Origin of the sequence: Verrucosispora sp. NA02020, from assembly GCF_013364215.1 — a bacterium.
GTDB lineage: Bacteria > Actinomycetota > Actinomycetes > Mycobacteriales > Micromonosporaceae > Micromonospora.
On sequence record NZ_CP054923.1, the window covers coordinates 4049151 to 4073761 of the forward strand.

The window sequence follows — 24611 nt, forward strand, 5'->3', positions numbered from 1 at the left end:
TCCGAGGTCGCTCGGTCCTGGATCGACGGGTGATTGTGCGATTCCCCGCGTGAGTTCGTAGCGTGTGGGCCATGATTCATGCCCCGCATGCTCCGTCTGCCGCCGACGTCGTCGGCCAGTCCGCACCACCCGAGGACGGCCTGGTCGGCCTGGTCACCGATCTGATGGAGCGACTCGGTGCCCCGGGGGCGGGGCTGGCCGTGGCGTTGGAGAACCTCTTCCCGCCCATCCCCAGCGAAGTGATCCTGCCGCTCGCCGGCTTCGCCGCCGCACAGGGCCGGATGAGCCTGGTCGCGGCGATCTTCTGGACCACGCTCGGCTCGGTGGTCGGTGCCCTGGCGCTCTACTGGATCGGTGCGGCGCTGGGGCGGGAGCGGACCCGGGCGATCGCGGCCAAGCTGCCGCTGGTCAAGCTCAGCGACGTCGACCGGACCGAGGAGTGGTTCCTCCGGCACGGCGTCAAGGCCGTCTTCTTCGGCCGCATGATCCCGATCTTCCGCAGCATGATCTCCATTCCGGCGGGCGTGGAACGGATGCCGCTGCTCACCTTCACGCTCTACACCACGCTCGGCAGCCTGATCTGGAACACCACGTTCGTGATGGCCGGTTACCTGCTCGGCGACAACTGGCACCTGGTCGAGGGGTACGCCGGCATCCTCCAGAAAGTGGTCATCGTGGCCTGCCTCGCCGGGCTGGTGTGGTTCGTGGTCACCCGGTTGCGGCGCTCCCGGCGGACCGGCGGGCTCCGCGCCAACGACACCGCGTCCGCGGTGGCCGAGACCGCGCCGACCGGGACCCCCGACCCGGAGGGACGGGGCACCATCTACCGCAGCGCCTGGGCTGACGACCGGCCCGTGACCGACCAGCGCGTCCGGCCGGACGACGGGCCCGTGGCGGACCAGCGTGGGTGGGCCGACAACCCGGCCGTGGCCGACCAGCCGGGTTGGGCGGAGAACCGGCCGGTGGCGGACCAGCGTGGGTGGGCCGACAACCGGCCTGCGGCGGACCAGCACAGTGTCTGGGGGGACCGGCCGGTGGCAGAGCAGCGTGGGTGGGCCGAGAACCAGCCGGTGATGGACCAGCACCACGCCTGGGGAGATAATCGGCCCATGGCGGACCAGCACCCCGGGTGGGCAGACGACCGGCCCGGGACCGACCAGCGCACCTGGGCTGACGACCGGCCCGTGCCGGACCAGGGGCGTCCGGACCAGTCGGGACACCGGTGGTGAGCGCCGAGCCGCAGGACTGGGCCGCGCAGACCGGGGTGGTCACGCTGCCCGGCGGCGTACGGGTGCGGGGGCGACGCATCGCCGACCCGGCCACCCCGGCCGACTTCAGCCTGCTGCTGGCTCCCGGCCCGACGCCCGCATGGGCGCACCGCCGGGTGCGCTGGCCCGACTTCTGGATACCGGTGGACCGCGCCGACGCCCTGGAGGCCCTGCGGGAGGCGTTGCGCCGGGGATACGCGGGCGAGCGGGTGGAGGTGGCCTGCCGGGGTGGTACGGGTCGGACCGGCACCGCGTTGGCCGCGTTGGCGATCCTCGACGGGTTGCCCGCCGAGCAGGCGGTGGACTGGGTCCGGGCGGCCTACCGGCCCCGCGCGGTCGAGACTCCCTGGCAACGTCGCTGGCTGCGTCGCCTGACCTGACACCCCGCCGACGACCCTGATCGGGGTGCCCCGCCCGGCACCCGCGCGATGCGACGGTGCCGGGCGGGGCACGTCCGTCAGCGGGCCACGTACTCGCGCAGGTGCCGGGCGGTGAGGGTGTCGCCGTGTGCGACCAGGTCGGCGGGGGTGCCGGTGAACACGACCCGTCCGCCGTCGTGACCGGCGCCCGGCCCCAGGTCGATCAGCCAGTCCGCGTGCGCCATCACCGCCTGGTGGTGCTCGATGACGATGACCGTGTTGCCGGCGTCCACCAGCCGGTCGAGCAGCGCCAGCAACTGGTCCACGTCGGCCAGGTGCAGGCCCGTGGTCGGCTCGTCCAACACGTACGTGCCGGCCTTCTCGGCCATGTGGATGGCCAGCTTGAGCCGCTGCCGTTCGCCGCCGGAGAGGGTGGTCAGCGGCTGGCCCAGGGTGAGGTAGCTCAGCCCCACGTCGGCGAGCCGGTCCAGGACCACCCGGGCGGCACCGCCGGGGAAGAAGTCCTGCGCCTCGCTGACCGACATGCCGAGCACCTCGCTGATGGTGCGACCGCGCAGCCGGTAGGTCAGCACCTCGTCGGTGAAGCGCCGACCCTCGCACCGTTCGCAGACCGAGGCGACGCCGGCCATCATCGCCAGGTCGGTGTAGACCAGCCCGATGCCCTTGCAGGTCGGGCAGGCGCCCTCGGAGTTGGCACTGAACAGCGCCGCCTTCACCCCGTTGGCCTTGGCGAACGCGGTGCGGACCGGGTCGAGTAGGCCGGTGTACGTGGCCGGGTTGCTGCGCCGAGAGCCCCGGATCGGTGCCTGGTCGACCACGACCACCCCGTCGCGGCGGTGCAGCGAGCCGTGCACCAGGGAACTCTTGCCCGAGCCGGCCACCCCGGTCACGACGGTCAGCACGCCGAGCGGGACGTCCACGCTGACGTCGCGCAGGTTGTGCAGGTCGGCGTGGCGGATGGCCAGCTGTCCGCTGGGGGTACGGACCTGTTCGCGCAGGCGTACCCGGTGGTCGAGGTGCCGGCCGGTGCGGGTGTCGGAGCGGCGCAGCCCGGCCACGTCGCCGGTGTAGCAGATCCGGCCGCCGCCGGTGCCCGCCCCGGGACCGAGGTCGATCACGTGGTCGGCGATCGCGATGGTCTCCGGCTTGTGCTCGACGACGAGGACCGTGTTGCCCTTGTTCCGGAGTCGCAGCAGCAGGTCGTTCATCCGGGCGATGTCGTGCGGGTGCAGGCCGACGGTGGGTTCGTCGAAGACGTACGTGATGTCGGAGAGGCTGGACCCGAGGTGCCGGACCATCTTGACCCGTTGCGCCTCACCGCCGGAGAGGGTGGCCGACTCGCGGTCGAGGCTGAGGTAGCCCAGACCGATCTCGACCAGCGAGTCCAGCAGTTCCCGCAGGTTCCCGGTCAACGGGGCGACCGAGGAGTCCTCGATGCCCCGGACGAACGCGGCGAGGTCGCTGATCTGCATGGCGGCGCACTCGGCGATGTTGCGTCCGGCGATGCGGGAGGAGAGCGCGGCGGCGTTGAGCCGGGTGCCGTCGCAGTCGGTACAGGTGGTGAAGGTGACCGCCCGGTCGACGAAGGCGCGGATGTGCGGCTGCATCGACTCCCGGTCCTTGGCCAGGTAGAGCCGGCGCACCTTGACGATCAGACCCTCGTACGTGAGGTTCGTGCCGCCCACCTTGATCTTCGTGGCCGGTTTGCGGAGCAGGTCCTCCCACTGCTGCGGGGTGAAGTCCTGGAGCTTGACGTCCGGGTCGAAGAGACCGGAGCCGACGATGGTCTGCCAGTACCAGGTGTCGACCGCGAAGTTCGGCACGGTGACCGCGCCGTCGTTGAGGGACTTCTCCACGTCCACGAGTTCGTTGACGTCGAGGTCGGAGACGCGGCCCAGGCCCTCACAGGCGGGGCACATGCCCTCGGCGAGGTTGAAGCTGAACGCTCCGGCGCCACCGACCTGCGGGGTGCCGAGCCGGCTGAACACGATGCGCAGCATCGCGTACGCGTCGGTGGCGGTGCCGACGGTGGAGCGGGAGTTGGCGCCCATCCGCTCCTGGTCGACCACGATCGCCGGGGTGAGGTTGCGCAGCGAGTCCACGTCCGGCCGGGAGAGGTTGGGCATGAACGACTGGAGGAACGCGCTGTAGGTCTCGTTGATCATTCGTTGCGACTCGGCGGCGATGGTGCCGAAGACCAGCGACGACTTACCGGATCCGGAGACGCCGGTGAAGACGGTCAGGCGACGCTTCGGGATGTCGACCGAGACGGAGTCGAGGTTGTTCTCCCGTGCTCCGCGTACCTCGATCACGTCGTGACTGTCGGCGGCGGACCGTGCTGGCTGCTGCATGCGAACCCTTCGCGAGATCGTGGACGGACTCCCGCCCCGGAAAGAAGGAGCTGGGATGGCCTGGCCAGGTTCAAGTGTCTCATGGACCTGCCCGTGGAGACTTTCGTCGACGGTGAGCGCCTACGAGCGGCGAAAGGTGCCGCAAAGTCTCAAACAACCATGAGGCGCTAGGGTGAACCGGTGGCGGGACGACGGACGACCGGGCGACTGCGCGCGGTCGACCTCGCCGCAGCGGTCGGCATCTCCGTGCAGCAGGTGCGCAACTACGTCGATCTCGGGGTGCTGCCGCCGGTGGAGCGCACACCGAGCGGCTACCGAATCTTCACTGCGGCGCACCAGCGGGCGCTGACCGTGGCGCGGACGGTCGCGGACGGGCACGGCTGGGCGCGTACCCGCCAGATCATGGCGGCGGCGCACGTGGGTGACCTGCCGACGGTGCTGGCCGCGCTGGACGCCGGGCACGCCGAACTGGACCGGGAACGTGCCGAGATCCGTCGGGTGCTCGGCGCCTTCGAGACGGTGGTGAGCGCCTCCGCCCCGCCGGTCCCGGTGCCCCGTCGGGCCGCCCGGGTCGGCGCGGTCGCCGACCTGGTGGGTGTCCGCACCTCGCAGCTACGGGCCTGGGAGGCGCGTGGTCTGCTCCGGCCGGGCCGCGAGCCGGGCACCGGCTACCGGCGCTACGACGAGGCCGAGCTGCGCGCGGCCCAGGTGGTGGCGCTGCTGCGCCGGGGTGCCTACCCGTTCGAGATCATCACGGCGGTGCTGGACGAGCTGAGGAGCACCGGCAGCCCGCTGCGGGTCCGCGCGGAACTCGCCCGGCGGGAACAGGACCTGCACCGACGCAGCCTGCGTCGGTTGGCCGGCTCCGCCGCGCTGCACGACTACCTGCGGCACCTCGGCCTGTGCTGATCCGCGCTCCGGTCGGATCAGCGCAGCACCAGCAGGTCGAGGTGGTCGACCACCGGTGCCGGGGCACTGCCCCGGACCGCCTGGCGTAGCCGGGCCATGCCGGCCCGGAACTCGGATTCGGTGATCAGGTGCAGGGGGGTGTGCGCGCGGCGGTCGATCCGGTCGGCGTACTCGGCCAGCGAGGTGGCCACGGTCTGGGCGACCGGCTCGACGCTGCTCACCGGGAACCCCGCCGCGGCGAACGCGGAGCGCACCCGGGACAGGCTGGGGAACTGGTCGAGCACCCGGATCGCCTCCGGGAACCACTCGAAGAGGGCGACGAGCTGGTGCCGTCCCGGGAAGGGGGAGCGGATCAGCACCGGAGCGCCCGGACGCAGCACCCGGCGCAACTGCCGGGCCACGGCGTCGAGATCGGGTACGTGGTGCAGCATCGTCGAGAGCCAGGCACCATCCACACTGGATGCGGCCAGCGGGAGCGCGGTCGCCTCACCGGCGAGCATCGGCCGGTGCGGGCACCGGTCACGCATCGCCGGGGCCGGCTCCACCGCCAGCACGCGTACGCCGTACCAGCCGGCGAAGGTGGTGGCCCAGGCTCCCGTACCGGCGCCGAGGTCCAGCAGCGTCGACCCGGGGTGTGGTCGCAGGTGCTCCCGGACGGCGTGTCGCCAGTGGGTCAGGCCGGCGGGTGCCAGCTCGCGGGTGGCGGCGAACGCGGCCGCCTCGGCGTCGTCGTACGAGATCAGACCCACGGTCACCCCTCCGACCGCGGCCGGCGGCTCCGGCCCCGCTCTGTAACGTTTTGTAGTCGCTTGGTGACTGAGGGGTCAACCAGTTGTGAGAGATGCCGCAAAAAGAGATGGTGGGCGATGGCTGCAGCCATCGCCCACCATCCGTGGTGTTCCGTCAGGTCAGCTGACCGAGCAGGGTGCCAGGTTGACCAGCTCGGCGGGCCGGTTGCCGTCGACCCGGCCGATCGCGGTGGCGATCCGGTTCAGGGCGGCGACACGCCGGTCCTTCAGCGGGCCGACGACCGTGTTCTGCACGAAGTTCGCTCCACCCTCCGGGCGTACCGCGAGCTGGGCGAGACGGGCGTTGGCGTCCGCGATCTGGTTGTCCAGGTTGGCCAGCTCGCGCTGCACCTCGGCGGCGGCCTGAGCGGGTACGGCCGGCAGGCGGTCGGCGACACTCGGGCAGTTCACCCGCTGCGCCACGCCGGCCCCGGCGTTGCCGTTGTTGCCCGCGTTGCCGTTACCGGCGTTGCCGTTGTTCCCGGCGTTCCCGTTACCCGCGTTGCCGCTGTTGCCGTTGACCGCGCTGGGGGTACCCGGGGTGTTCAGTCCGCAGGTGGCGAGGCTGGCGAGGTTCGGGCGCTGGCCACCGGCCCGGTTGATGTTGATGCCGATGCGGTCGAGGGCGGCGGTGCGCTTGCTGGCCAGTGGGCCGAGGATGGCGAGCTGAACGAAGTTGGCGCCGCCCTGGGGGTTGGCGGCCTGGGCGGCGAGGCGGGCGTTGGCCTCCTCGATCTGCTTGTCGAGGTTGGCCAGTTCCTGCTCGACGCCGGCGGCGGCGGCGGCGGGTACGCCGGAGAGCTTGTCCCGGACGGTCGGGCAGTTCGCCGTCTGCGCCGCTCCGGCTCCGGCATTGCCGGTGTTGCCGCCGTTGTTCGCGTTCCCGGCACCGATGTTGCCGTTGCCCGCGCCGCCGTTGACGGCGCTGGGGGTGCCTGCGGCGTTCAGTCCGCAGTTCGCGAGGCTGGCCAGGTCGGGGCGCTGGCCACCGGCCCGGTTGATGTTGATGCCGATGCGGTCGAGGGCGGCGGTGCGCTTGCTGGCCAGTGGGCCGAGGATGGCGAGCTGAACGAAGTTGGCGCCGCCCTGGGGGTTGGCGGCCTGGGCGGCGAGGCGGGCGTTGGCCTCCTCGATCTGCTTGTCGAGGTTGGCCAGTTCCTGCTCGACGCCGGCGACGGCGGCGGCGGGTACGCCGGAGAGCTTGTCCCGGACCGTCGGGCAGTTCGCCGTCTGCGCCGCCCCGGCGCTGTCGTCGGCGGAGGCCAGCGTCAAGCCCGCGCCGAGCAGCGCGACCGCGAGGATGCCGACGCCGCCGACTTTCAGGGCGGCTTGCTTCCGCTGCTTCTGGGTACGCCTGACCATGATTCTCTCCTCATGAATGACCGCCGGGCGGGCCGACCGCGTCGGCGGCCGCCGGCTGAAGCGCCGTGGGAAGCCCGGGAGCCTCGACAGCGGCGGCCGTTCCGCATGCCGGAGCCTGTCCCGGGGTGACCGTCGGACGCGCTTCGGGAGCGCTCCCGCCGCAGGTCCGAACGTTGTGGTGTGTTCGGCTGTGGATACGGGGGGCGCGCGGGATCGGTTCAACCGGTGCGTGTGGAAGATCGGCACCATCGCGTCGAGTCGGCGGTCCGACCGATCGGGTGCGGCCGCCGATCGTGCCGTTAGTCTGCGTCTTCATGAGCGTCCGGGCCTTCTCCGTCGCCGTCGTCGTCCTCGCGATCGTGGCGATCCCCGCGACTGCCGGTGCGGCTGCGATCACCGACCGTGTCGCCGCCGTGTCGCCGCCGCCTGCTGCGCCGGCCGCCACGCCGACTGCTGCGGTGCCCTGCCCGAAGGCCGTCGCGCCGAAGGTGACCCGCTCGCCCCGGCCGACCCCGCCACCGTCGGACCCGGAGCACCGGGTGGTCGGCGGGGAGCCGCTGGCGACCTCGGGACTCGTCGTGCCGCCGGGCGTACCGGCCCCGCCGAGGGTGACCGCGACCTCGTGGCTGGTGGCCGATCTGGACACCGGCACCGTGCTGGGTGGCTGTGGCCCGCACGAGTACGCCACCCCGGCCAGCGTGCAGAAGCTGCTACTGGCCGCGACCATGCTGCCCCGGCTCGATCCGCAGCAGGTGATCAGGGTGACCCCGGAGGACCTGGAGATCGCGCCCGGCTCCTCGGCGGTCGGGCTGCTGCCCGGTGGCCGGTACCGGGTGGAGACGCTCTGGTTGGGCCTGCTGTTGCAGTCCGGCAACGAGGCGGCCAACGCGCTGGCCCGCCTCGGCGGTGGCCCGGACGGTGCGGCGGGCGGGGTGCGGGCGATGAACGAGTACGCCCGGCACCTCGGCGCGTTGCAGACCCACGCGGTCACGCCGTCCGGGTTGGACGGTCCGGGGCAGTTCACCAGCGCGTACGACCTGGCGCTGATCGCCCGGGCCTGCTTCGCCGACCCGACGTTCCGCCGGTACGCGCTCACCGAACGCACCCGGATCCCGGCCCAGCGGGGGCTGGGCGCCAGGGGTTTCCAGATCCAGAACGAGAACCAGCTCGTGCACCGCTATCCGGGTGCGCTGGGCGGCAAGACCGGCTTCACCGACTACGCACGGCACACCTACGTCGGCGCCGCCGAGCGCGACGGTCGCCGGTTGGTGGTCACGCTGCTCGGTGCCGAGCCCCGACCGCAGCGCGGCTGGGAGCAGGGTGCCGCCCTACTCGACTGGGGTTTCCGGCTGCCCCGGGAGGCCGGCGTGGGTCGGCTGGTGGAGCCGGGGGAGTGGGACGCCGCACGAACGCCCGTACCGCCTCCGCCGGCCCTGCCCGCGCCGGCCGAGGCGCCGCCGGTGAGCACCACGACCTCGGCCACCGTCGACGACCGCCCGGGCGCGGGCACGGTCGTGGCGCTGGCGGTCGGCGCGGCCGTGATCGCCCTGGCGGTGGTCGCCGCCCGCCGGATCCGCGCCTCCGGTCGCACCCGCGACTGACCCGACGATCCGCACCACCCGCCGGCCGGCGGACGCGCCGACCGCGTGTGCGATGGTCGATTTGCCGGACCAGTCGGTAATCACCCGATAGTGTCGCTGGATGTGAGAGTCCGAGCCCTGGTCGTCGCGGTGGCGACGGCGCTCATGACCACACCGCTGCCGGCGACCGTGGCGGTGGCGGCACCCGTGCCGTGTCCACGTCCGGCACCGCCGGCTCCCGGGCCGTCGCAGCCGGTCACGCCGTCACCGGACCCGGTGCAGCGGGCGGTGGGCGGCGCGCGGCTGGCCACCCAGGGACTGGTCGTGCCGACGACGGTGCCCCGGCCGCCCGAGGTGGCCGCCACCTCGTGGCTGGTGGCCGACCTGGACACCGGTGCGGTGCTGGGCGGCTGTGGCCCGCACGAGTACGCCACCCCGGCCAGCGTGCAGAAGCTGCTACTGGCCGCGACCATGCTGCCCCGACTCGACCCGTACGACATGGTCACCATCACCGCCGGGGACCTCGACATCGAACCCGGCAGTTCGGCCGTGGGGCTGGTGGAGGGCGGCCGGTACCGGGTGGAGACGCTCTGGCTCGGTCTGCTGCTGCGGTCCGGCAACGAGGTGGCGAACGCGCTGGCGCGGGCCGGTGGTGGGCCGGACGGCATGGCGGGCGGGCTGCGCGCGATGAACGAGCGGGCCCGGGCACTCGGCGCGTACCAGACGCACGCAGTGACCCCGTCCGGGCTGGACGGTCCGGGGCAGTTCACCAGCGCGTACGACCTGGCGCTGATCGCCCGCGCCTGCTTCGCCGACGAACAGTTCCGGCGGTACGCGGCCACCCGGGAGGCGAACATCCCGCCCCAGCCGGCGCAGGGCACGAAGGGCTTCGCCATCGACAACGACAACCAGTTGCTCTACCACTATCCGGGTGCGCTGGGCGGCAAGACCGGCTACACCGACCTGGCCCGGCACACCTACGTGGGCGCGGCCGAGCGGGGCGGGCGTCGACTGGTGGTCACCCTGCTCGGCGCGGACGTCGTCGACAAGCGGGGCTGGGAGCAGGGTGCCGCGCTGCTCGACTGGGGGTTCGCGCTGCCCCGGGACACCTCGGTCGGGGTGCTGGTGAGTCCGGGCACCGCCACGTCCGCCGTACCGTCGGCCTCGGTGCCGCCGCAGGCGCTGCCCGGCGGGGCCGCAGCGGAGCCCGCACCGCGGACGCTCGGCGCCCCGCTGCGGTGGGCCTCGCTGGTCGTGCTCGCCGTCGGCGTGACGCTGCTGGCCGGCGCGCTCGTCACCCGGCATCGCCGCCGTGCCGCCCACCGTGGCCGCCCGGCCCGCTGAACCCGCCCGGTCCGCGTCGACAACACACCGGGCGACCGGTCCGGCCCGGTGCCGGCTCGGTCGGTGGGCGGTCGTCCCGACGGCCGTGGTGGGACTGGTCGCGGGGCTGGGCGGGTGCGGGCGGAACGCGCCGACGCCCGAGCCGTCCCGCACGCCACCGCCGGCGTCGGCACCGGCGCGGCCGGGCCTGGTGGTCCTGTCTGACCTGGACGGACGCATCCTCACCGACATCCGCTACGCCACCGCGCACAACTTCGTCGGTCGCCCGGTCGACGGCTACCAGGAGCCGCTCTGCCTGCTCACCGCGGCGGCCGCGCGGGCGTTGCGCCGGGTGCAGGACGCCGCCCTGGCCACCGGTCACCGCCTCAAGGTGTACGACTGCTACCGCCCGCAGCGTGCCGTGGACGACTTCGTGGCCTGGGGCGCCGACCCGGGGCGGCAGGAGACCAAGGCGGAGTTCTATCCCCGGGTGGCCAAGTCCGCGCTGTTCGACCGGGGCTACCTCGGTGCCCCCACGTCGCACAGCCGGGGCAGCACGGTCGACCTCACGCTGGTCGAGGAGCCGCCGCCCGAGCGGTCCGGGCCCGTCCCGGGTCGGCCCCCGGCCGCCTGCACCGACCCGTACGGCCGGCTTTCCACCGACGGCAGCGTGGACATGGGGACCGGCTTCGACTGCTTCGACCCGCTGTCGCACACCGACTCGACGGCGGTCGGCGCCACCGCACAGGCGAACCGGCGGTTGTTGCGGGACCTGATGACCGACGGCGGTTTCGTCGGTTACGACCGGGAGTGGTGGCACTTCCGCTACCGCGACGAGCCCTGGCCGGACACCTACTTCGACCTGCCGGTCACGCGCTCGTCGGCGGACTGAGCGGGGCGAGGTCGCGCAGCGCCTCGGCGGTGGCCGGGTCGGCGGGGAAGAACGCCTCCACGGCCAGCCCGGAGACCGTCACGTCCAGCGGCGTGCCGAAGAGCGTGGTGGTGCTGAAGAAGGAGAGTTCGCTGTCGTCGTGCCGGAAACGCAGCGGGACGGCGACCCGTGCGGCGAGGTCACCGACCGGCTCGGCGGGTCCCTCGCCGCCGGGGTAGCCGCGCAGCTCGTCGTGCAGCGCGGTCAGCACCGGGTCGCTGGTCGTCTGGGCCTGGTGACGCAGTCGCCGGAGCAGATGGGCGCGCCACTGCGCGAGGTTGAGGATGCGCGGTGCCATGCCGTCGGGGTGCAGGCTGAGCCGCAACACGTTGACCGGCGGGGTGAGCAGGTCGGGATGGGCGTCGGCGGTGAACAGGTCGATCGTGGGGTTGGCCTCGAGGAGGTGCCAGTGCCGGTCGACGAGCACGGCCGGGTACGGGTGGTGCCCGTCGAGGATCCGGCGGACGGCGGTGCGGACCGGGGCCAACTCCGGGTCGGCCAGGTCGTGCGCGGGGAAGGCGGGCGCGTACCCGCCGGCCAGCAGCATCACGTTGCGGGCGGCCAGCGGCAGGTCGAGTTGTTCGCCGAGCCGCATGAGCAACTCCCGGCTCGGCCGGGAGCGGCCGGTCTCCACGAAGCTCAGGTGCCGGGTCGAGACGCCCGCCTCGATCGACAGGTCGAGCTGGCTCAGCCCGCGTACCCGCCGCCAGTCGCGCAGCAGCGTGCCGACCGGACGGCTCGGCGAGGTCACAGTGGTCACCCCGCCGACCCTAGTGAGGGCTGGTCGCCCGAACCATTACCCACGAGGTAATCGACACCATGCACGGCGGCCGGGAAACATCGGTCCCGGCACCGAGAGCCGGGCCGTATGTGGCGACGAGGAGACGGGGATGGCTGTCGAGTTCGACGAGCTGGTCGAGCGGTACCTGGCGATCTGGAACGAGACCGACCCGGCGCGGCGACGCCGGGAGATCGACGACCTGTTCGCCGCCGAGGGGCGTTACGTCGACCCGCTGGTGGTCGCGGAGGGGCGCGACGCCGTCGACGCGACGATCGCGGCGGTGCAGGACCGGTTCCCCGGGATGACGTTCCGTGCGGTGGGTCCGGTCGACGGCCACCACCAGCAGGTCCGCTTCACCTGGGAACTCGGCCCTGAGGGTGTCGAGGCGCCGATCGCCGGATTCGACGTGGCGACCGTCGACGACGACGGCCGACTGACCCAGGTGCTGGGGTTCCTGGACCGGGTCCCGGTGGCGTAGCCCCCGGACCGGCGACGGCCGGTCCGGAGTGGACGGGGGATGTCGCACCGGTGGGGGCACGCCGGTGCGACATCGCGCTCCGCGGAGGCCGGGCAGTCTGGCCCACGGCGTCCCGTACGCTGTGGGCCATGACTGCTGTACGTCGATGTCATCGTGACGCACGGTGGCCGGACGCGCCGGTCCCAGACCTCCCGTCGGGGTCGGTTGTCGGGTGATTGTCACGCGTGTGCCGGTCCAGCGGGGTGGGCCGGTGGAGCTGCCGCCCGAGTCCCGGCTCGCCCGCGCCTGCCACGAGATCGCCGCCTCGCGGTCGTTCGAGGTCACCATCGTCGCGGTGATCCTCGCCAACGGGGTGGTGCTCGGTCTGGAGACCTATCCCGATCTCGGCACGGCGGGCACCGCGCTGCACGGCGTCGAGTGGTTCTTCCGGACGGTCTTCGTGGTCGAGATCGCCATCCGGCTGCTGGCCTACGGTCGCCGCCCGCAGGACTTCTTCCGGCACGGCTGGAACGTCTTCGACTTCCTGGTGATCGCGGCGATCTTCGTCCCGGGCCTGCATGGCGACTCGGCGCTGTTGCGGGTCGTCCGCGTGTTGCGGATGGTGCGGCTGGTGCGGTTCTCGCCCGGCCTGCGCATGATCGTCGCGGCGTTGTGGCGCAGCCTGCCCGGTATCGGGGGGTTCCTCGCGCTGGCGATGGTGACGCTCTATGTGTACGGCATGGCCGGATGGTTGATCTTCAAGGACGCCTACCCGGAGGAATACGGGGACATCGGGCGGTCGTTGTTGACACTGTTCGTCTTGCTCTCCCTGGAGACGCTGCCGGACCTGATCGAGCAGGGCATGGAGTTCTCGCCGTGGACCGTGCTCTACTACGTGAGCTTCGTGGTGATCACCGTCAACCTGCTGCTCAACATCCTCATCGCGGTCTTCGTCAACTCGATGGAGGAGGCCCGGCGGTTGGAGATGACCGAGGGGCTCGCCCCCGGCTACGACCAGGACGGTGACGGGGTGCCCGACGAGTTGGACCGGATCGCGATCAGCCAACGGCTGGACGACCTGCGCACCCTCATCGTCGAGCTGGAACGAGAACTTCGTATCGACCGCGATGACGGGCGACTCCGACGTGCGGGACGAGACTGAACGTCCGTTAAGGTGTGATCGGATCTCCTGGTGGGCCGCAGGTTTCGCGCGTGGGTCGGGTTGTGAACCGCACGTGAACTCGCACACGAGCCGGGGCGGTCTGTCAGGGTGACACACCTTTGATCCGGATCACGGCAGATGCGGATTGCGGTCCTTACCGGATAGGGTCGTCACACCGACGAATGATCTCTGGGGAGGGTGTGTGCTGGTACTGGTGGCGGTCCATGCGCTGACAGCTGTGATCGCCCCGGCGCTGGTGCGGACCTGGGGACGGCACGCCCTCTACCTGGTGGCACTGGTGCCTGGCGCGACGCTGGTGTGGGCGTTGACTCACACGAGCGGGGTCCGCTCCGGTGAGCCGGTGGTGGAGACCGTCTCCTGGGTACCGCAGTTGGGGCTGGAACTCGCGCTACGGATGGGCACGCTGTCCTGGCTGATGGTCATCCTGGTCGGTGGGGTGGGCGCGTTGGTGCTGGCGTACAGCGCCCGCTACTTCCGCTCCGACGACCCGAGCCTGGGACGCTTCGCCGCCGTGTTCGTCGCCTTCGCCGGCGCGATGCTCGGCCTGGTCGTCTCCGACGACCTGCTGCTGCTCTACGTGTTCTGGGAGCTGACCACGGTCTTCTCCTACCTGCTGATCGGCTACGACCCCGCCAAGCGGGCCAGCCGACGGGCGGCCATGCAGGCGTTGCTGGTGACGACGCTGGGCGGCCTGGCGATGCTCGCCGGTTTCGTCATGCTCGGTCAGCACGCCGGCACCTACCGGTGGTCCGAGGTCGCCGAGAACCTGCCCGGCGGCGGCTACCTCGCGGTGGCGGTGGTGCTGGTCCTGCTGGGCGCACTGAGCAAGTCGGCGATCTTCCCGTTCAGCTTCTGGCTGCCCGGCGCGATGGCGGCACCCACGCCGGTCAGCGCATACCTGCACGCCGCGGCGATGGTCAAAGCCGGTGTGTTCCTGGTCGCCCTGATGGGCCCGGCGGTCGCCGAGGCCGGACCGTGGCGTCCGGTGCTCCTGGTCGCCGGTCTACTCACGATGTTCTTCGGCGGCTGGGCCGCGTTGCGCCAGACCGATCTCAAGCTGCTGCTGGCCTACGGCACGGTCAGCCAGCTCGGCCTGCTGATGGTGATCCTCGGTGGCGGCACCCGGGACACCGCGCTGGCCGGAGTGGCGATGGTGCTGGCCCACGCCCTGTTCAAAGCGACCCTGTTCCTCACCGTCGGCGTCGTCGACCACATCACCGGCACCCGTGACCTGCGCGAACTCAGCGGACTCCGGCGCCGCGCACCCGCCCTGGCCGTGGTCGCCGGTCTCGCGGCCGCGTCGATGGCCGGCCTGCCCCCGATGGCCGGGTTCGTGGCCAAGGAGGCGGCGGTCGAGGCGCTGCTGCACGGCGGCACCGCCAACCTGGTCGTCCTCGCCGGGGTGATCCTCGGTTCGGTGCTGACCGTGGCGTACACCCTGCGGTTCATGTGGGGTGCCTTCGCCGACAAGCCCGACACCCCGGACACCGAGTCCACGCCGGTGTCCTGGTCCCTACTCGCCCCGGCCGCCGTGCTGGCGGTCGCCGGTGTCACCGCCGGCCTGTTCGCCCCGGCGGTGGACCGCCTGCTCGCCCCGTACGCCGACCTCTACCGCTCCGCCGAGCCCGGCTACCACCTGGCGCTCTGGCACGGCCTGACCCCGGCGCTGGGTCTGTCGGTGCTGGCCATCGCCGCCGGCGCCGGCCTGTTCCACCTGATGCGGCGGGAGCGGGTACGCGCGACGCTGCGCCTGCCGTTCGACGGCGCCAGCGTCTACAAGAAGGCCATCAGCGGCATCGACCGCCTGGCGGTCGAGCTGACCGGTGCCACCCAGCGTGGTTCGTTGCCGTTCTATCTCGGCGTGATCCTGGTGGTGCTGGTCGTCCTGCCCGGCGGCACCCTGATCGCCGGGAGCCCCTGGCCGCAGCGCTTCCACCTGTGGGACACGCCGTTGCAGGGGGTCGCCGCCGCCGTCGTCGTGGTCGCCGCCGTGATGGCCGCCCGCGCGCTGCGCCGGCTCACCGCGATGATCCTGGTCGGCGTCGCCGGCTACGGCATCGCGCTGTTGTTCGTCCTGCACGGTGCGCCCGACCTGGCGTTGACCCAGTTCCTGGTGGAGACCGTCACGATCGTGATGTTCGTGCTGGTGCTGCGCCGCCTGCCGGTGAAGTTCTCGGAACGGCCGATCCGGGCCAGCCGCCGGGGACGTGTCGTGCTCGGCATCGCCGTCGGTGCCGTCACCGCCGGCATGGCGTACGTCGCGACCGGCGCCCGCCAGGCAGTCCCCATCTCGGTGGACTTCCCCGACGAGGCGGTCTCCTACGGCGGCGGCAAGAACGTGGTCAACGTGACCCTGGTCGACATCCGGGCCTGGGACACCATGGGGGAGATCGCGGTGCTCGTGGTGGCCGCCACCGGTGTCGCCAGCCTGATCTTCCGTCATGCCCGTGACCTGGACCGGCGCGGTCAGATCCCCGGCGGGAACCCGACCGAGTCGACCCGGCCCCGGTGGCTGACCACGGGTGCCACCGCGCGTTCCCAGTCGGTCATCCTCCAGGTGGTCACCCGACTGCTGTTCCACGCCATCCTGCTGTTCTCCATCTACCTGCTGTTCAGCGGCCACAACGCCCCGGGCGGCGGTTTCGCCGCCGGTCTGGTCGCCGGCCTCGCCCTGGCCGTGCGCTACCTGGCCGGTGGGCGTACCGAGCTCAACGGCGCGGCACCGGTCGACGCCGGTGCGGTCCTCGGCGCCGGACTCTTCGTCGCGGTCGGCACGGGCGTGGCCGCGATGTTGCTCGGTGGGGAGTTCCTCCAGACCGCCCTGCTCGACTTCTATCTGCCGGTGCTGGGGCACATCCACTTCGTCACCTCGGCCTTCTTCGACGTCGGTGTCTTCCTGATCGTCGTCGGGCTGGTGCTGGACATCCTGCGCAGCCTGGGTGCCGAGATGGACCGCCAACACGAGACCGAGGACGCCGAGATCCGCGAGAAGGAGCTGGTGTGACACCCAACCTCACCTACGTCATCGTGGTGGGCGTCCTCGTCGCCGCGGGCGTGACGTTGCTGCTGGAGCGCAGCCTGACCCGGGTGCTGATGGGCGTCATCCTGCTCGGCAACGGCGCCAACATGCTGCTGCTCACCGGCGGGCGCGCCGGCACCGCGCCGATCGTCGGCGACAGCCCGCAGGAGGAGATGAGCGATCCGTTGCCGCAGGCGATGATCCTCACCGCCATCGTCATCACCCTGGGCATGACCGCCTTCCTGCTCGCCCTGGCCTACCGGAGTTGGCACCTCAACGGGCACGACGAGGTGCAGGACGACGTCGAGGACCGCCGGATCATGGATCTCGCGGAACGCGACGAGGGTCCGGGCGATGCCGACGCCGGCACCGGTGACGACGATGACGACGACGACGCGAACACCGAGACGGAGCGGTCCCGGACCGCCTCGGTCGACGCGGGGAGGGCCGGATGACCTACCTCGTTCCGCTGCCGGTGGTGATGCCGCTGCTCGGCGCGGCAATCACGCTGCTACTGCTGGGCCGTCCACGTGCCCAGCGGTGGGTCAGCCTCACCGTGCTCACCGCCACCGTCGCGGTCGCCGCGATGCTGCTGGTCCGCTCCAGCATCGACGGTCCGCTCGTGGTGGAGGTCGGCGGCTGGGTCGCCCCGATGGGCATCGTGCTGGTCGCCGACCAGCTCGCCGCGCTGATGCTGGTGGTCTCCGCCTCGGTCACCCTCTGCGTGCTGGTCTACAGCATCGGGCAGGGTATGGCCGACGGCAACGAGGAGACGCCGCTGTCGGTCTACCACCCGACCTATCTCGTGCTGACCGCCGGTGTGTGCAACGCGTTCCTCTCCGGTGACCTGTTCAACCTCTACGTCGGATTCGAGATCCTGCTGGTCGCCAGCTACGTGCTGCTGACCCTGGGCAGCACCGAGACCCGGATCCGGGCCGGCACCACGTACGTCGTGGTCAGCCTGCTCTCCTCGGTGATCTTCCTGGTCGCCATCGGCCTGGTGTACTCCTCGACCGGTACGCTCAACCTGGCCCAGCTCGTGGACCGGCTGGACGCGCTGCCCGACGACATGCGCCTGCTGTTGCAGGGCATGCTGCTGCTCGCCTTCGGCATCAAGGCGGCGGTGTTCCCGCTGTCGGCCTGGCTGCCGGACAGCTATCCGACCGCCCCGGCCCCGGTCACCGCGGTCTTCGCCGGCCTGCTGACCAAGGTCGGTGTGTACGCGATCATCCGGACCGAGACGCTGCTGTTCCCCGGTGGCCGTACGGCCACCCTGCTCCTGGTGGTAGCGGTGTTGACCATGCTGGTCGGCATCCTCGGTGCGGTGGCGCAGTCCGACATCAAGCGGTTGTTGTCGTTCACCCTGATCAGCCACATCGGGTACATGCTGTTCGGCGTCGGGCTCACCTCGTCGCTGGGCCTCTCCGCGGCGATCTTCTACGTGGTGCACCACATCACCATCCAGACGACCCTGTTCCTCGCCGCCGGCCTCGTCGAACGTCGCGGCGGCAGCACCGCCATGGACCGCCTCGGCGGCCTGGCACGACTGTCGCCGGTGTTGGCCATCCTCTTCTTCGTGCCCGCGTTGAATCTCGCCGGCATCCCACCGTTCTCCGGGTTCCTCGGCAAGGTCGGCCTGGTGCAGGCGGGTATCGCCGACGGCGGCGTGCTGGCCTGGATCCTGGTCGCCGGCGGTCTGGTGACCAGCCTGCTCACCCTCTACGCGGTCGCCCGGGTCTGGAACCTCGCGTTCTGGCGGGCACCGCACCCGGACATGCCGGACTCCGGTGACGCCGACCGGGCCTCCCGCACCGAGGGTGCGATCCAGCCGCAGGTGAACACCACCGGCCAGAGCGGCGCCGTGCTGCCCGGTCTGATGATCGCGCCGACCGTCGCCCTGGTGGCGCTCGGGCTGGCGCTGACCGTGGTGGCCGGTCCGCTCTTCGACCTCAGCACCGACGCCGCCGACGACCTGCTGCGGCGGACACCCTACGTCGAGGCCGTCTTCCCAGGGGGTACGCCGTGAGCCCCGACCAGATGACCCCAGCCCCGCCGACCGACTCGCCGAACCCGCCACTGACCCGGGCGGCGCGACGCCGCAACCGCATCATCGCGGTGACCGTGCTGGTCGTCGTCTGGGTGCTCCTCTGGGGCCACTTCACTGTGGCGAACATCCTCAGCGGACTGGTGGTGGCCGCCATCGTCATCGCGGTCTTCCCACTGCCGCCGGTGACGTTCGCCGGTCGGCTCCACCCGGTGGGGATGCTGCGCTTCTGGGCGCGGTTCCTCAGTGACCTGGTGGTCGCCTCCATCCAGATCGCCTGGCTGGCGTTCCGTCCCGGGCACGTCCCGCGCAGCGCCATCATCGCGGTGCCACTCCGGGTGAACACCGATCTCAACCTCACCCTCACCGCCGAGGCGCTGTCGCTGGTGCCGGGGAGCCTGATCCTGGAGGCCGACCGGAACACCGGCACGCTGTTCGTCCACGTCATCAACGTGAACAGCATCGACGAGGTGGAACAGTTCCGGCGCGAGGTGCTGGCGCTCGAAGCCCGCATCATCGAGGCCATCGGCTCCGCCGACGAGCTGCGTAGCGTTCGCCAGAACCCCGACCCGACCCCACCGGCCGACCTGGAAGGGGCCGCGTCATGACCGTCGTCGCCGTGACCGTCACCGTGCTGCTCGCGGTGGCGGGCGGACTCACCCTGATCCGCATCATCCGGGGCCCGTCGATCCTCGACCGGGCCGTGGCCACCGATGTCCTGCTGGCCATCATCGTGACCGCGATCGCCGTCGAAGCCGCCTACAGCCGCGACGCCACCGCACTGCCGGTGCTGGTGGTCCTCGCGGTCCTCGGCTTTGTCGGGTCGGTCAGCGTCGCCCGATTCGCCGCGCGGAGAAACACCAAATGAGCCTGGACGCCATCCTCGACATCGTCGCCGCCGTCTTCCTGGTCAGCGGCGCGCTGCTCAGCCTCGCCGCCGGGGTGGCGCTGGTGCGCTTCCCGGACCTGCTCACGCGGATGCACGCCGCGGCCAAGCCGCAGGTCCTCGGGCTGCTGCTGGTGCTGGTCGGCTGCGCACTGCGGCTGCGGACCGGGGTGGACATCACCACCCTGGTGCTGGTCGGCGTCTTCCAACTGGCCACCGCGCCGGTGGCGGCGCACATGGTCGGCCGGGCCGCGTACCCGCACGACGACATCCGTACCGATCTGCTGCTCACCGACGAACTCGCCGACCACCTTGACCGGGTCGGCGGCGATCAGGGCGGAGGCGCGCGCGTCTGAGCGTCGCTCAATATCGTTTGCGGCCCACCGGCGGTGGTCCCTACTCTTCTCGGCATCAGGTCACATCGGACCGGAGCCGAGAGGAGTACGCCGTGTCGACAGACGTCAGACCGCAGGACGGTTGGCCGACCCGGGGTGAACCCTGTCGGCTCGGGAAATCGCCGGCGCTGACCGGCGCCCGCCGCCTTCCGCCTCGGGGCTCGGAGCGCCGCAGCTAGCGCGCGTCCGCCCGTTCGTCGAGGCCGCCCACCCGCCACGGGTCCGGGCGGCTTCGTCCTACCCACCTACTTCTCCACTCGTCGCGCCGGTGCCGGAGGGCATCGGTGGCGCACCCCTGCCCGGCGTCGGCCGTGGTCGGGCCGTGCCCGGGCGAGGAGCCACACACTTCGGGGGTACGTCATGGGATTCAGTCTGCTCGCGGGAACGCGGGCGCCGGTACGGGTCTGGACCGACCCGTACGCCATCGAGCCGCAGGCCGCACGGCAGCTGCGCAACATCGGGGCGCTGCCGTGGGTGCAGGGCGTCGCGGTGATGCCGGACGTGCACTTCGGCAAGGGCGCCACGGTCGGGTCGGTCATCGCCATGCGGCAGGCCGTGTCACCGGCCGCGGTCGGGGTCGACATCGGGTGCGGCATGTCGGCGGTCCGCAGCTCGCTGACCGCCGCCGACCTGCCCGACGACCTCGCCGGGCTGCGCCGGGCCATCGAGGACGCCATTCCGGTCGGCTTCGCCAAGCACGACGACCCGGTGGATCCGCGCCGGATCCGGGGCCTGGAGCAGCGCGGCTGGGACGACTTCTGGCGGGGCTTCGGTGACCTGGACCGGCGGGTGCAGCAGTTGGAGGCGCGGGCCCGGCGGCAGGTGGGCACGCTCGGCGGCGGCAACCACTTCATCGAGGTCTGCCTGGAGGAGGGCGGGACGGACCCGGGCCGGGTCTGGCTGATGCTGCACTCCGGCTCGCGCAACATCGGTAAGGAACTGGCCGAACGGCACATCGCGGTGGCCCGCCGGCTGCCGCACAACGCGGATCTGCCCGACCGGGACCTGGCGGTGTTCCTCTCCGGTACGCCGGAGATGGACGCCTACCGCCGGGACCTGTGGTGGGCGCAGGAGTACGCACGGCGCAACCGGGCCGTGATGCTCGCCGTGCTGATGAACCTGATGCGGGACCGGTTCCCGCAGGTCGGCTACGACGAGCCGATCAGCTGCCACCACAACTACGTGGCCGAGGAGCACTACGAGGGGGTGGACGTGTTGGTGACACGGAAGGGCGCGATCCGGGCGGGACGTGGCGAGCTGGGCATCATCCCCGGCTCGATGGGCACCGGTTCGTACATCGTGCGGGGCGGCGGGAACGACTGGGGGTACTGCTCCGCCTCGCACGGCGCGGGACGGCGGATGTCCCGGGCGCAGGCGAAGCGGACGTTCAGCACGGCCGACCTGGCGGCACAGACGGCGGGGGTGGAGTGCCGCAAGGACGCCGGGGTGGTCGACGAGATCCCCGGTGCGTACAAGGACATCACCGAGGTGATGGCGCAGCAGAAGGACCTGGTCGAGGTGGTCGCCCACCTCAAGCAGGTGGTCTGCGTCAAGGGCTGAGACCCCGGCCCGGCGTCCGCGGGGGGCGGACGCCGGGCCGGGGTTCACCCGCACCGTCGGTAATCCAGATCAGTTACAGAAACGGGTACCGCATCGATTGTTACCGTCGTCCCGCCGACGTCTGAAGGGGGATGCGGTGACGACCCTCTCGCCGACGACAGACTCCCGGCCGGCGCGCCGACTCGCCACGGTGCTGCCGGCCGCCGCGTTGCCGCTGCTCGCGGTGCTGGTGGCCGCCGCAGCGGTCGCCGTGCACCACGGCACGGGACGGTTCTGGGGCGACCTCGCCGTCTACCGGGCGGGCGCGGTCGCCGCCGCCGGTGGCGACGGCGCCCTCTACGACGTGATCCACCGGGGGACCGACGGCATCGACCTGGGCTTCACGTACCCGCCGTTCGCCGCGCTGCTGCTGCAACCGCTGGCGTACCTCGACGCCGCCACCGGCATCGGCCTCTGGACGCTGGCCACCGTCGCCGCCGTGGCGGCCGTGGTCCGGGTGACTCTGCGCGCCGCCGGGGCGGACACCGGACCCGGACCGGTCCTGCTGGGCACGGTCGCGGTGCTCCCGGTCTTCCCGGTGGCCGGGCACCTCCAGGTCGGTCAGGTGGGGCTCTTCCTGGCGCTGCTGGTGCTGCTGGACCTGACCGGCGATCCGGACCGCCGTTGGCGCGGCCTCGGTGTCGGCGTCGCGGCCGGGATCAAACTCACCCCGCTGCTGTTCGTGGTCTACCTGCTCTGCCTGCGTCGCTGGCGGGCCGCCGGAGTGGCGCTGGCCGCGTTCGCCGCCACCGTCGGGCTCGGGCTGGCCTGGCGGCCAGCCGACTCGGTCCGGTTCTGGGGCGGCGGCCTGTTCGACACCGCCCGGGTCACCGGTGATCCCCGGACCGTGTTGAACCAGTCGCTGCACGGCGCGCTGGCCCGGATCGGCGACACCGCCGACGTCCGGGCGGTCTGGCTGCCGCTGGCGGCACTGACGGCGGTGGCCGGACTGGTCGTCGTGGTCCGATGCGTCCGCGCCGGTCACGAACTCCTCGGAGTGCTGGCCGCCGCGACCACCGGCCTGCTCGTCTCGCCGATCTCCTGGCACCACCACTGGATCTGGTGCGTACCGGCCCTGGTGCTGCTGGCGGTGCGCGGCCGGCGGAACCGGTACGCGGTCGCCGTCGCGGTGCTGCTCTGGACCGCGCTGGTGGCCAGCGCCGCCTGGACGGTGATCGGGCTGCGTGGCGTCGACCTGCACTTCCGTGACTGGCAACTGCTGCACAGCAACCTGTACGTGCTCGTCGGGTACGCGGCGTTGGGCTGGCTGGCGTGGCGGCCGGACGGTGCACGCTCCGACGGCGGGGAGGGGTGGCACCGGTGAGGGTGTCGGTGGTGGTGCCCAACTACAACAAGGAGCGAACCCTCGGCGACTGCCTGTCGGCGGTCTACGCGCAGACCGTTACGCCGGCCGAGGTGATCGTGGTGGACGACGCCAGCACCGACCGGTCCCGGCGGATCGCCGCCGGATTCGGCTGCACCGTGCTGGCTCTGCCGGTGAACGGGGGAGTGTCGGCGGCCCGCAACGCCGGTGCCGCCCGGGCCACCGGTGACGTGCTGCTCTTCGTCGACTCGGACGTCGCCCTGGCCCCCGGCACGCTGGCCGCGGCGGTGCGGGTACTGCGGGAGCATCCGGACTGCGGCGTGGTGCAGGGCATCTACGACCTGCGCCCGCTCCACGACGACGGGCCGGTCGAGGCGTACAAGACACTGTTCGAGCACTTCTGGCGACGCCGGGCCACCGGGGTCACGTCCACCACCATGTTCGCGCTGACGGCTGTGCCGAAGGACGTCTTCGAGCTGGTCGGTGGCTTCGACGAGCGGCTGCGTGACGCCGAGGACGTGGAGTTCGGCACCCGGCTGCCGGCGCGCTACGAGATCCGGGTCAGTGCCGAGATGGTCGGCCGCCACGACGACGTGGACCGGCTCCGGCCGTACCTGTCGGAACTGTTCCGCCGCGCGGTGACGTACGCCGACGCGGTCGTCGCCGCCCGCTGGGAGCCGCCGGTCGCCGACGGACGCCCACCGCACCGGGTCGACGTCGGCGCGGTGGTCGGCATGGCCGGCACCGGGCTGGCCGTGGCCACCGCGCCGCTGGTCCTGGTGACACCCGGGCTGGTGGTGTTGCCGCTGGCCCTGCTGGTGACCGTCGGGGTGGCCGACCGGGCCCTGCTGGCGTTCGCGGCGCGGCACCGGGGGCCCCGGTTCGCGCTCTACGCCGCCGGAATGCGCCTGCTCACCCACCTGACCGAGTTCGTCGGGATGGGGCTGGGGATCTGCGCCGCGCTGTCGCGTCGGGTACGCGCCCGGGGCTACCGTCCGGTCACCGTGGAACCGCGCCGGTGAGCGGCGGCTGGTGGCGGTGGCTCAACCGGGCCTTCACCGTCGCCTTCGTGGTGGCGCTGGCCGTCGGTCTGGTGCTCTTCGTCCGCTCCCAGGACTGGACGCCGGTAGCGACGCTGGCCGGTCGCCTGGACCCGTGGCGGGTGGGCGCGGCGGTCAGCGCGGCCCTGCTGGTCAACGCCGTCGGGCTGCTGCTGGGGGTGGCGTCCTGGCGGGCCATCTTCGTCGACCTGGGTGCGCCGGTGGACCGGTGGACCGCGTACCGGCTGTTCTTCGTGGGGTTCCTGACCAAGTTCGTGCCCGGTCGGTTGGTCGCCCTGCCGGTGCTGCTGCGGATGGGTCGGGAGATCGAGGTCGGGCCGGTCCGGCTGGCCGGGGTGTTCCTGTTGAGCTGGGCCGTGGTGGCGATGACCGGCATGACGCTGGGGGTCGCCGCCGGTCCGGCGCTGCTCTCCGGCGCCACCTGGTGGCTGCTGCTGGCCAGCGTCCCACTGCTCGTGCTCGTGGTCCGGCCGGACCTGCTCGACAAGGCGCTGGTCCTGGTGGCCCGGCTGCTGCGGCGTCCACCGCCGCAGGTGCGCGCCTCCCCGGCGGGCCTGCGACGGGCCATCGGCGCGCAGTCGCTGTCCTGGTTCGTCTCCGGGCACCACCTGTGGCTGCTCGCGGTGGCGGCCGGCGCGCCGCCGCTGCGGTCCTACCTGGTCTGCGTAGCCGGGTTCGCCGCCGCGACCGTCGCCGGGCTGGCCGTGATGGTGGCCCCGGACGGCCTGGGTGTCCGCGAGGCGGTGCTGATGCTCGGGCTGTCCACCGTGCTGCCGGTGGCCGTGGCCACCCCGGTGGTGCTGGTCAGCCGGTTGGTCTGCGCGCTCAGCGAGGTGGCCGTCGGTGGGGGAGGGCTGCTGCTGGCCCAGTATCTGCACCGGCGCCGGTTGCGGCGCGACGGTCCGGTGCTCACCGGGCCGGTCCCGGTCGAGCGGTCGGCACCGGTCGGGTGAGCCGTTCGTGTTGACAG

At 72.1% G+C, this 24611-nt stretch carries 21 protein-coding genes and 1 pseudogene; 18 read left to right on the plus strand and 4 right to left on the minus strand.

What is annotated here, in order from left to right:
• Positions 1–71: 71 nt before the first annotated feature.
• Both HUT12_RS17505 and HUT12_RS17510 read left to right on the plus strand, forming a co-directional pair.
• Positions 72–848 (plus strand): annotated as a pseudogene (locus HUT12_RS17505) (DedA family protein); the annotation flags it as partial.
• A 377-nt stretch (positions 849–1225) separates the two neighbouring features.
• Positions 1226–1648: a protein-tyrosine phosphatase family protein gene (locus HUT12_RS17510; RefSeq protein WP_131054944.1), complete on the plus strand. Its 423-nt coding sequence runs from the start codon at positions 1226–1228 to the stop codon at positions 1646–1648.
• A 77-nt stretch (positions 1649–1725) separates the two neighbouring features.
• Here HUT12_RS17510 and HUT12_RS17515 read toward each other — a convergent pair whose 3' ends face one another.
• Complete coding sequence (locus HUT12_RS17515; RefSeq protein ID WP_131054943.1) at positions 1726–3999, minus strand: excinuclease ABC subunit UvrA; 2274 nt, start codon at positions 3997–3999, stop codon at positions 1726–1728.
• Between the two features lie 180 nt (positions 4000–4179).
• Here HUT12_RS17515 and HUT12_RS17520 point away from each other — a divergent pair, with 180 nt between their 5' ends.
• On the plus strand, positions 4180–4908 hold the full coding sequence (locus tag HUT12_RS17520) for a MerR family DNA-binding transcriptional regulator (RefSeq protein ID WP_131054942.1): 729 nt from the start codon (positions 4180–4182) through the stop codon (positions 4906–4908).
• Positions 4909–4925: 17 nt separating this feature from the next.
• Here the strand turns inward: HUT12_RS17520 and HUT12_RS17525 are convergent, their stop codons facing one another.
• Entirely contained in the window at positions 4926–5657 is a 732-nt protein-coding gene (locus tag HUT12_RS17525) for a class I SAM-dependent methyltransferase (protein WP_131054941.1), read from the minus strand.
• A gap of 159 nt (positions 5658–5816) precedes the next feature.
• The gene (locus tag HUT12_RS17530) at positions 5817–7058 is read right to left on the minus strand and encodes a hypothetical protein (RefSeq protein WP_254876862.1); all 1242 of its coding nucleotides are present in this window, start codon (positions 7056–7058) and stop codon (positions 5817–5819) included.
• Positions 7059–7372: 314 nt separating this feature from the next.
• On the opposite strand from HUT12_RS17530, the gene HUT12_RS17535 reads away from it, so the two are divergent.
• The 3 genes from HUT12_RS17535 (at position 7373) to HUT12_RS17545 (ending at position 10853) form a co-directional block, all read left to right on the plus strand.
• Positions 7373–8659, plus strand: a complete 1287-nt coding sequence (locus tag HUT12_RS17535; protein WP_176094065.1) for a D-alanyl-D-alanine carboxypeptidase family protein — start codon at positions 7373–7375, stop codon at positions 8657–8659.
• A 144-nt stretch (positions 8660–8803) separates the two neighbouring features.
• Positions 8804–9982 (plus strand): D-alanyl-D-alanine carboxypeptidase family protein, encoded by a 1179-nt coding sequence (locus HUT12_RS17540; protein ID WP_176095833.1) that lies wholly within the window; start codon positions 8804–8806, stop codon positions 9980–9982.
• A 190-nt stretch (positions 9983–10172) separates the two neighbouring features.
• Positions 10173–10853 carry a M15 family metallopeptidase gene (locus HUT12_RS17545; RefSeq protein WP_254876863.1) on the plus strand — a complete coding sequence of 227 codons (681 nt, stop codon included), beginning with the start codon at positions 10173–10175 and terminating at the stop codon, positions 10851–10853.
• Here HUT12_RS17545 and HUT12_RS17550 read toward each other — a convergent pair.
• A complete protein-coding gene (locus HUT12_RS17550) occupies positions 10831–11652 on the minus strand; it encodes a helix-turn-helix domain-containing protein (protein ID WP_176094066.1) in 822 nt (273 codons plus the stop codon). The two genes, HUT12_RS17545 and HUT12_RS17550, sit on opposite strands and share 23 nt — an antisense overlap.
• A 130-nt stretch (positions 11653–11782) precedes the next feature.
• Here HUT12_RS17550 and HUT12_RS17555 point away from each other — a divergent pair, with 130 nt between their 5' ends.
• From HUT12_RS17555 to HUT12_RS32865, 12 genes are all read left to right on the plus strand, one after another.
• Positions 11783–12151: a nuclear transport factor 2 family protein gene (locus HUT12_RS17555; protein WP_176094067.1), complete on the plus strand. Its 369-nt coding sequence runs from the start codon at positions 11783–11785 to the stop codon at positions 12149–12151.
• A 211-nt stretch (positions 12152–12362) separates the two neighbouring features.
• Positions 12363–13292, plus strand: coding sequence for an ion transporter (locus tag HUT12_RS17560; protein WP_254876864.1), 930 nt, complete (start codon positions 12363–12365; stop codon positions 13290–13292).
• Between the two features lie 202 nt (positions 13293–13494).
• Complete coding sequence (locus HUT12_RS17565) at positions 13495–16317, plus strand: Na+/H+ antiporter subunit A (protein WP_176094068.1); 2823 nt, start codon at positions 13495–13497, stop codon at positions 16315–16317.
• On the plus strand, positions 16314–16787 hold the full coding sequence (locus HUT12_RS17570; protein WP_131053580.1) for a Na(+)/H(+) antiporter subunit C: 474 nt from the start codon (positions 16314–16316) through the stop codon (positions 16785–16787). The genes HUT12_RS17565 and HUT12_RS17570 overlap by 4 nt, the downstream gene beginning before the upstream one ends.
• Positions 16784–18358: a Na+/H+ antiporter subunit D gene (locus tag HUT12_RS17575; RefSeq protein WP_176094069.1), complete on the plus strand. Its 1575-nt coding sequence runs from the start codon at positions 16784–16786 to the stop codon at positions 18356–18358. The genes HUT12_RS17570 and HUT12_RS17575 overlap by 4 nt, the downstream gene beginning before the upstream one ends.
• Positions 18359–18369: 11 nt before the next feature.
• Complete coding sequence (locus HUT12_RS17580; protein WP_176094070.1) at positions 18370–18984, plus strand: Na+/H+ antiporter subunit E; 615 nt, start codon at positions 18370–18372, stop codon at positions 18982–18984.
• A complete protein-coding gene (locus HUT12_RS17585) occupies positions 18981–19244 on the plus strand; it encodes a monovalent cation/H+ antiporter complex subunit F (RefSeq protein ID WP_176094071.1) in 264 nt (87 codons plus the stop codon). Before HUT12_RS17580 ends, HUT12_RS17585 begins: the two co-directional genes overlap by 4 nt.
• Positions 19241–19618: a monovalent cation/H(+) antiporter subunit G gene (gene mnhG / locus HUT12_RS17590; protein ID WP_176094072.1), complete on the plus strand. Its 378-nt coding sequence runs from the start codon at positions 19241–19243 to the stop codon at positions 19616–19618. The genes HUT12_RS17585 and mnhG overlap by 4 nt, the downstream gene beginning before the upstream one ends.
• A gap of 399 nt (positions 19619–20017) precedes the next feature.
• Complete coding sequence (locus tag HUT12_RS17595; protein ID WP_131053585.1) at positions 20018–21217, plus strand: RtcB family protein; 1200 nt, start codon at positions 20018–20020, stop codon at positions 21215–21217.
• 136 nt (positions 21218–21353) lie between these two features.
• Positions 21354–22580: a glycosyltransferase 87 family protein gene (locus HUT12_RS17600; protein ID WP_254876865.1), complete on the plus strand. Its 1227-nt coding sequence runs from the start codon at positions 21354–21356 to the stop codon at positions 22578–22580.
• Positions 22577–23602, plus strand: a complete 1026-nt coding sequence (locus HUT12_RS32860) for a glycosyltransferase family 2 protein (protein ID WP_254876866.1) — start codon at positions 22577–22579, stop codon at positions 23600–23602. Before HUT12_RS17600 ends, HUT12_RS32860 begins: the two co-directional genes overlap by 4 nt.
• The gene (locus tag HUT12_RS32865; protein ID WP_254876867.1) at positions 23599–24594 is read left to right on the plus strand and encodes a lysylphosphatidylglycerol synthase domain-containing protein; all 996 of its coding nucleotides are present in this window, start codon (positions 23599–23601) and stop codon (positions 24592–24594) included. The genes HUT12_RS32860 and HUT12_RS32865 overlap by 4 nt, the downstream gene beginning before the upstream one ends.
• Positions 24595–24611 lie beyond the last annotated feature (17 nt).

Coding starts and splice junctions, on each gene's coding strand:
- HUT12_RS17580 (WP_176094070.1), top strand. CDS start 18,370: ATGACCCCAGCCCCGCCGACCGACTCGCCGAACCCGCCACTGACCCGG.
- HUT12_RS17585 (WP_176094071.1), top strand. CDS start 18,981: ATGACCGTCGTCGCCGTGACCGTCACCGTGCTGCTCGCGGTGGCGGGC.
- HUT12_RS17535 (WP_176094065.1), top strand. CDS start 7,373: ATGAGCGTCCGGGCCTTCTCCGTCGCCGTCGTCGTCCTCGCGATCGTG.
- HUT12_RS17540 (WP_176095833.1), top strand. CDS start 8,804: ATGACCACACCGCTGCCGGCGACCGTGGCGGTGGCGGCACCCGTGCCG.
- HUT12_RS17575 (WP_176094069.1), top strand. CDS start 16,784: ATGACCTACCTCGTTCCGCTGCCGGTGGTGATGCCGCTGCTCGGCGCG.
- mnhG (WP_176094072.1), top strand. CDS start 19,241: ATGAGCCTGGACGCCATCCTCGACATCGTCGCCGCCGTCTTCCTGGTC.
- HUT12_RS17515 (WP_131054943.1), bottom strand. CDS start 3,999: ATGCAGCAGCCAGCACGGTCCGCCGCCGACAGTCACGACGTGATCGAG.
- HUT12_RS17555 (WP_176094067.1), top strand. CDS start 11,783: ATGGCTGTCGAGTTCGACGAGCTGGTCGAGCGGTACCTGGCGATCTGG.
- HUT12_RS17530 (WP_254876862.1), bottom strand. CDS start 7,058: ATGGTCAGGCGTACCCAGAAGCAGCGGAAGCAAGCCGCCCTGAAAGTC.
- HUT12_RS17595 (WP_131053585.1), top strand. CDS start 20,018: ATGGGATTCAGTCTGCTCGCGGGAACGCGGGCGCCGGTACGGGTCTGG.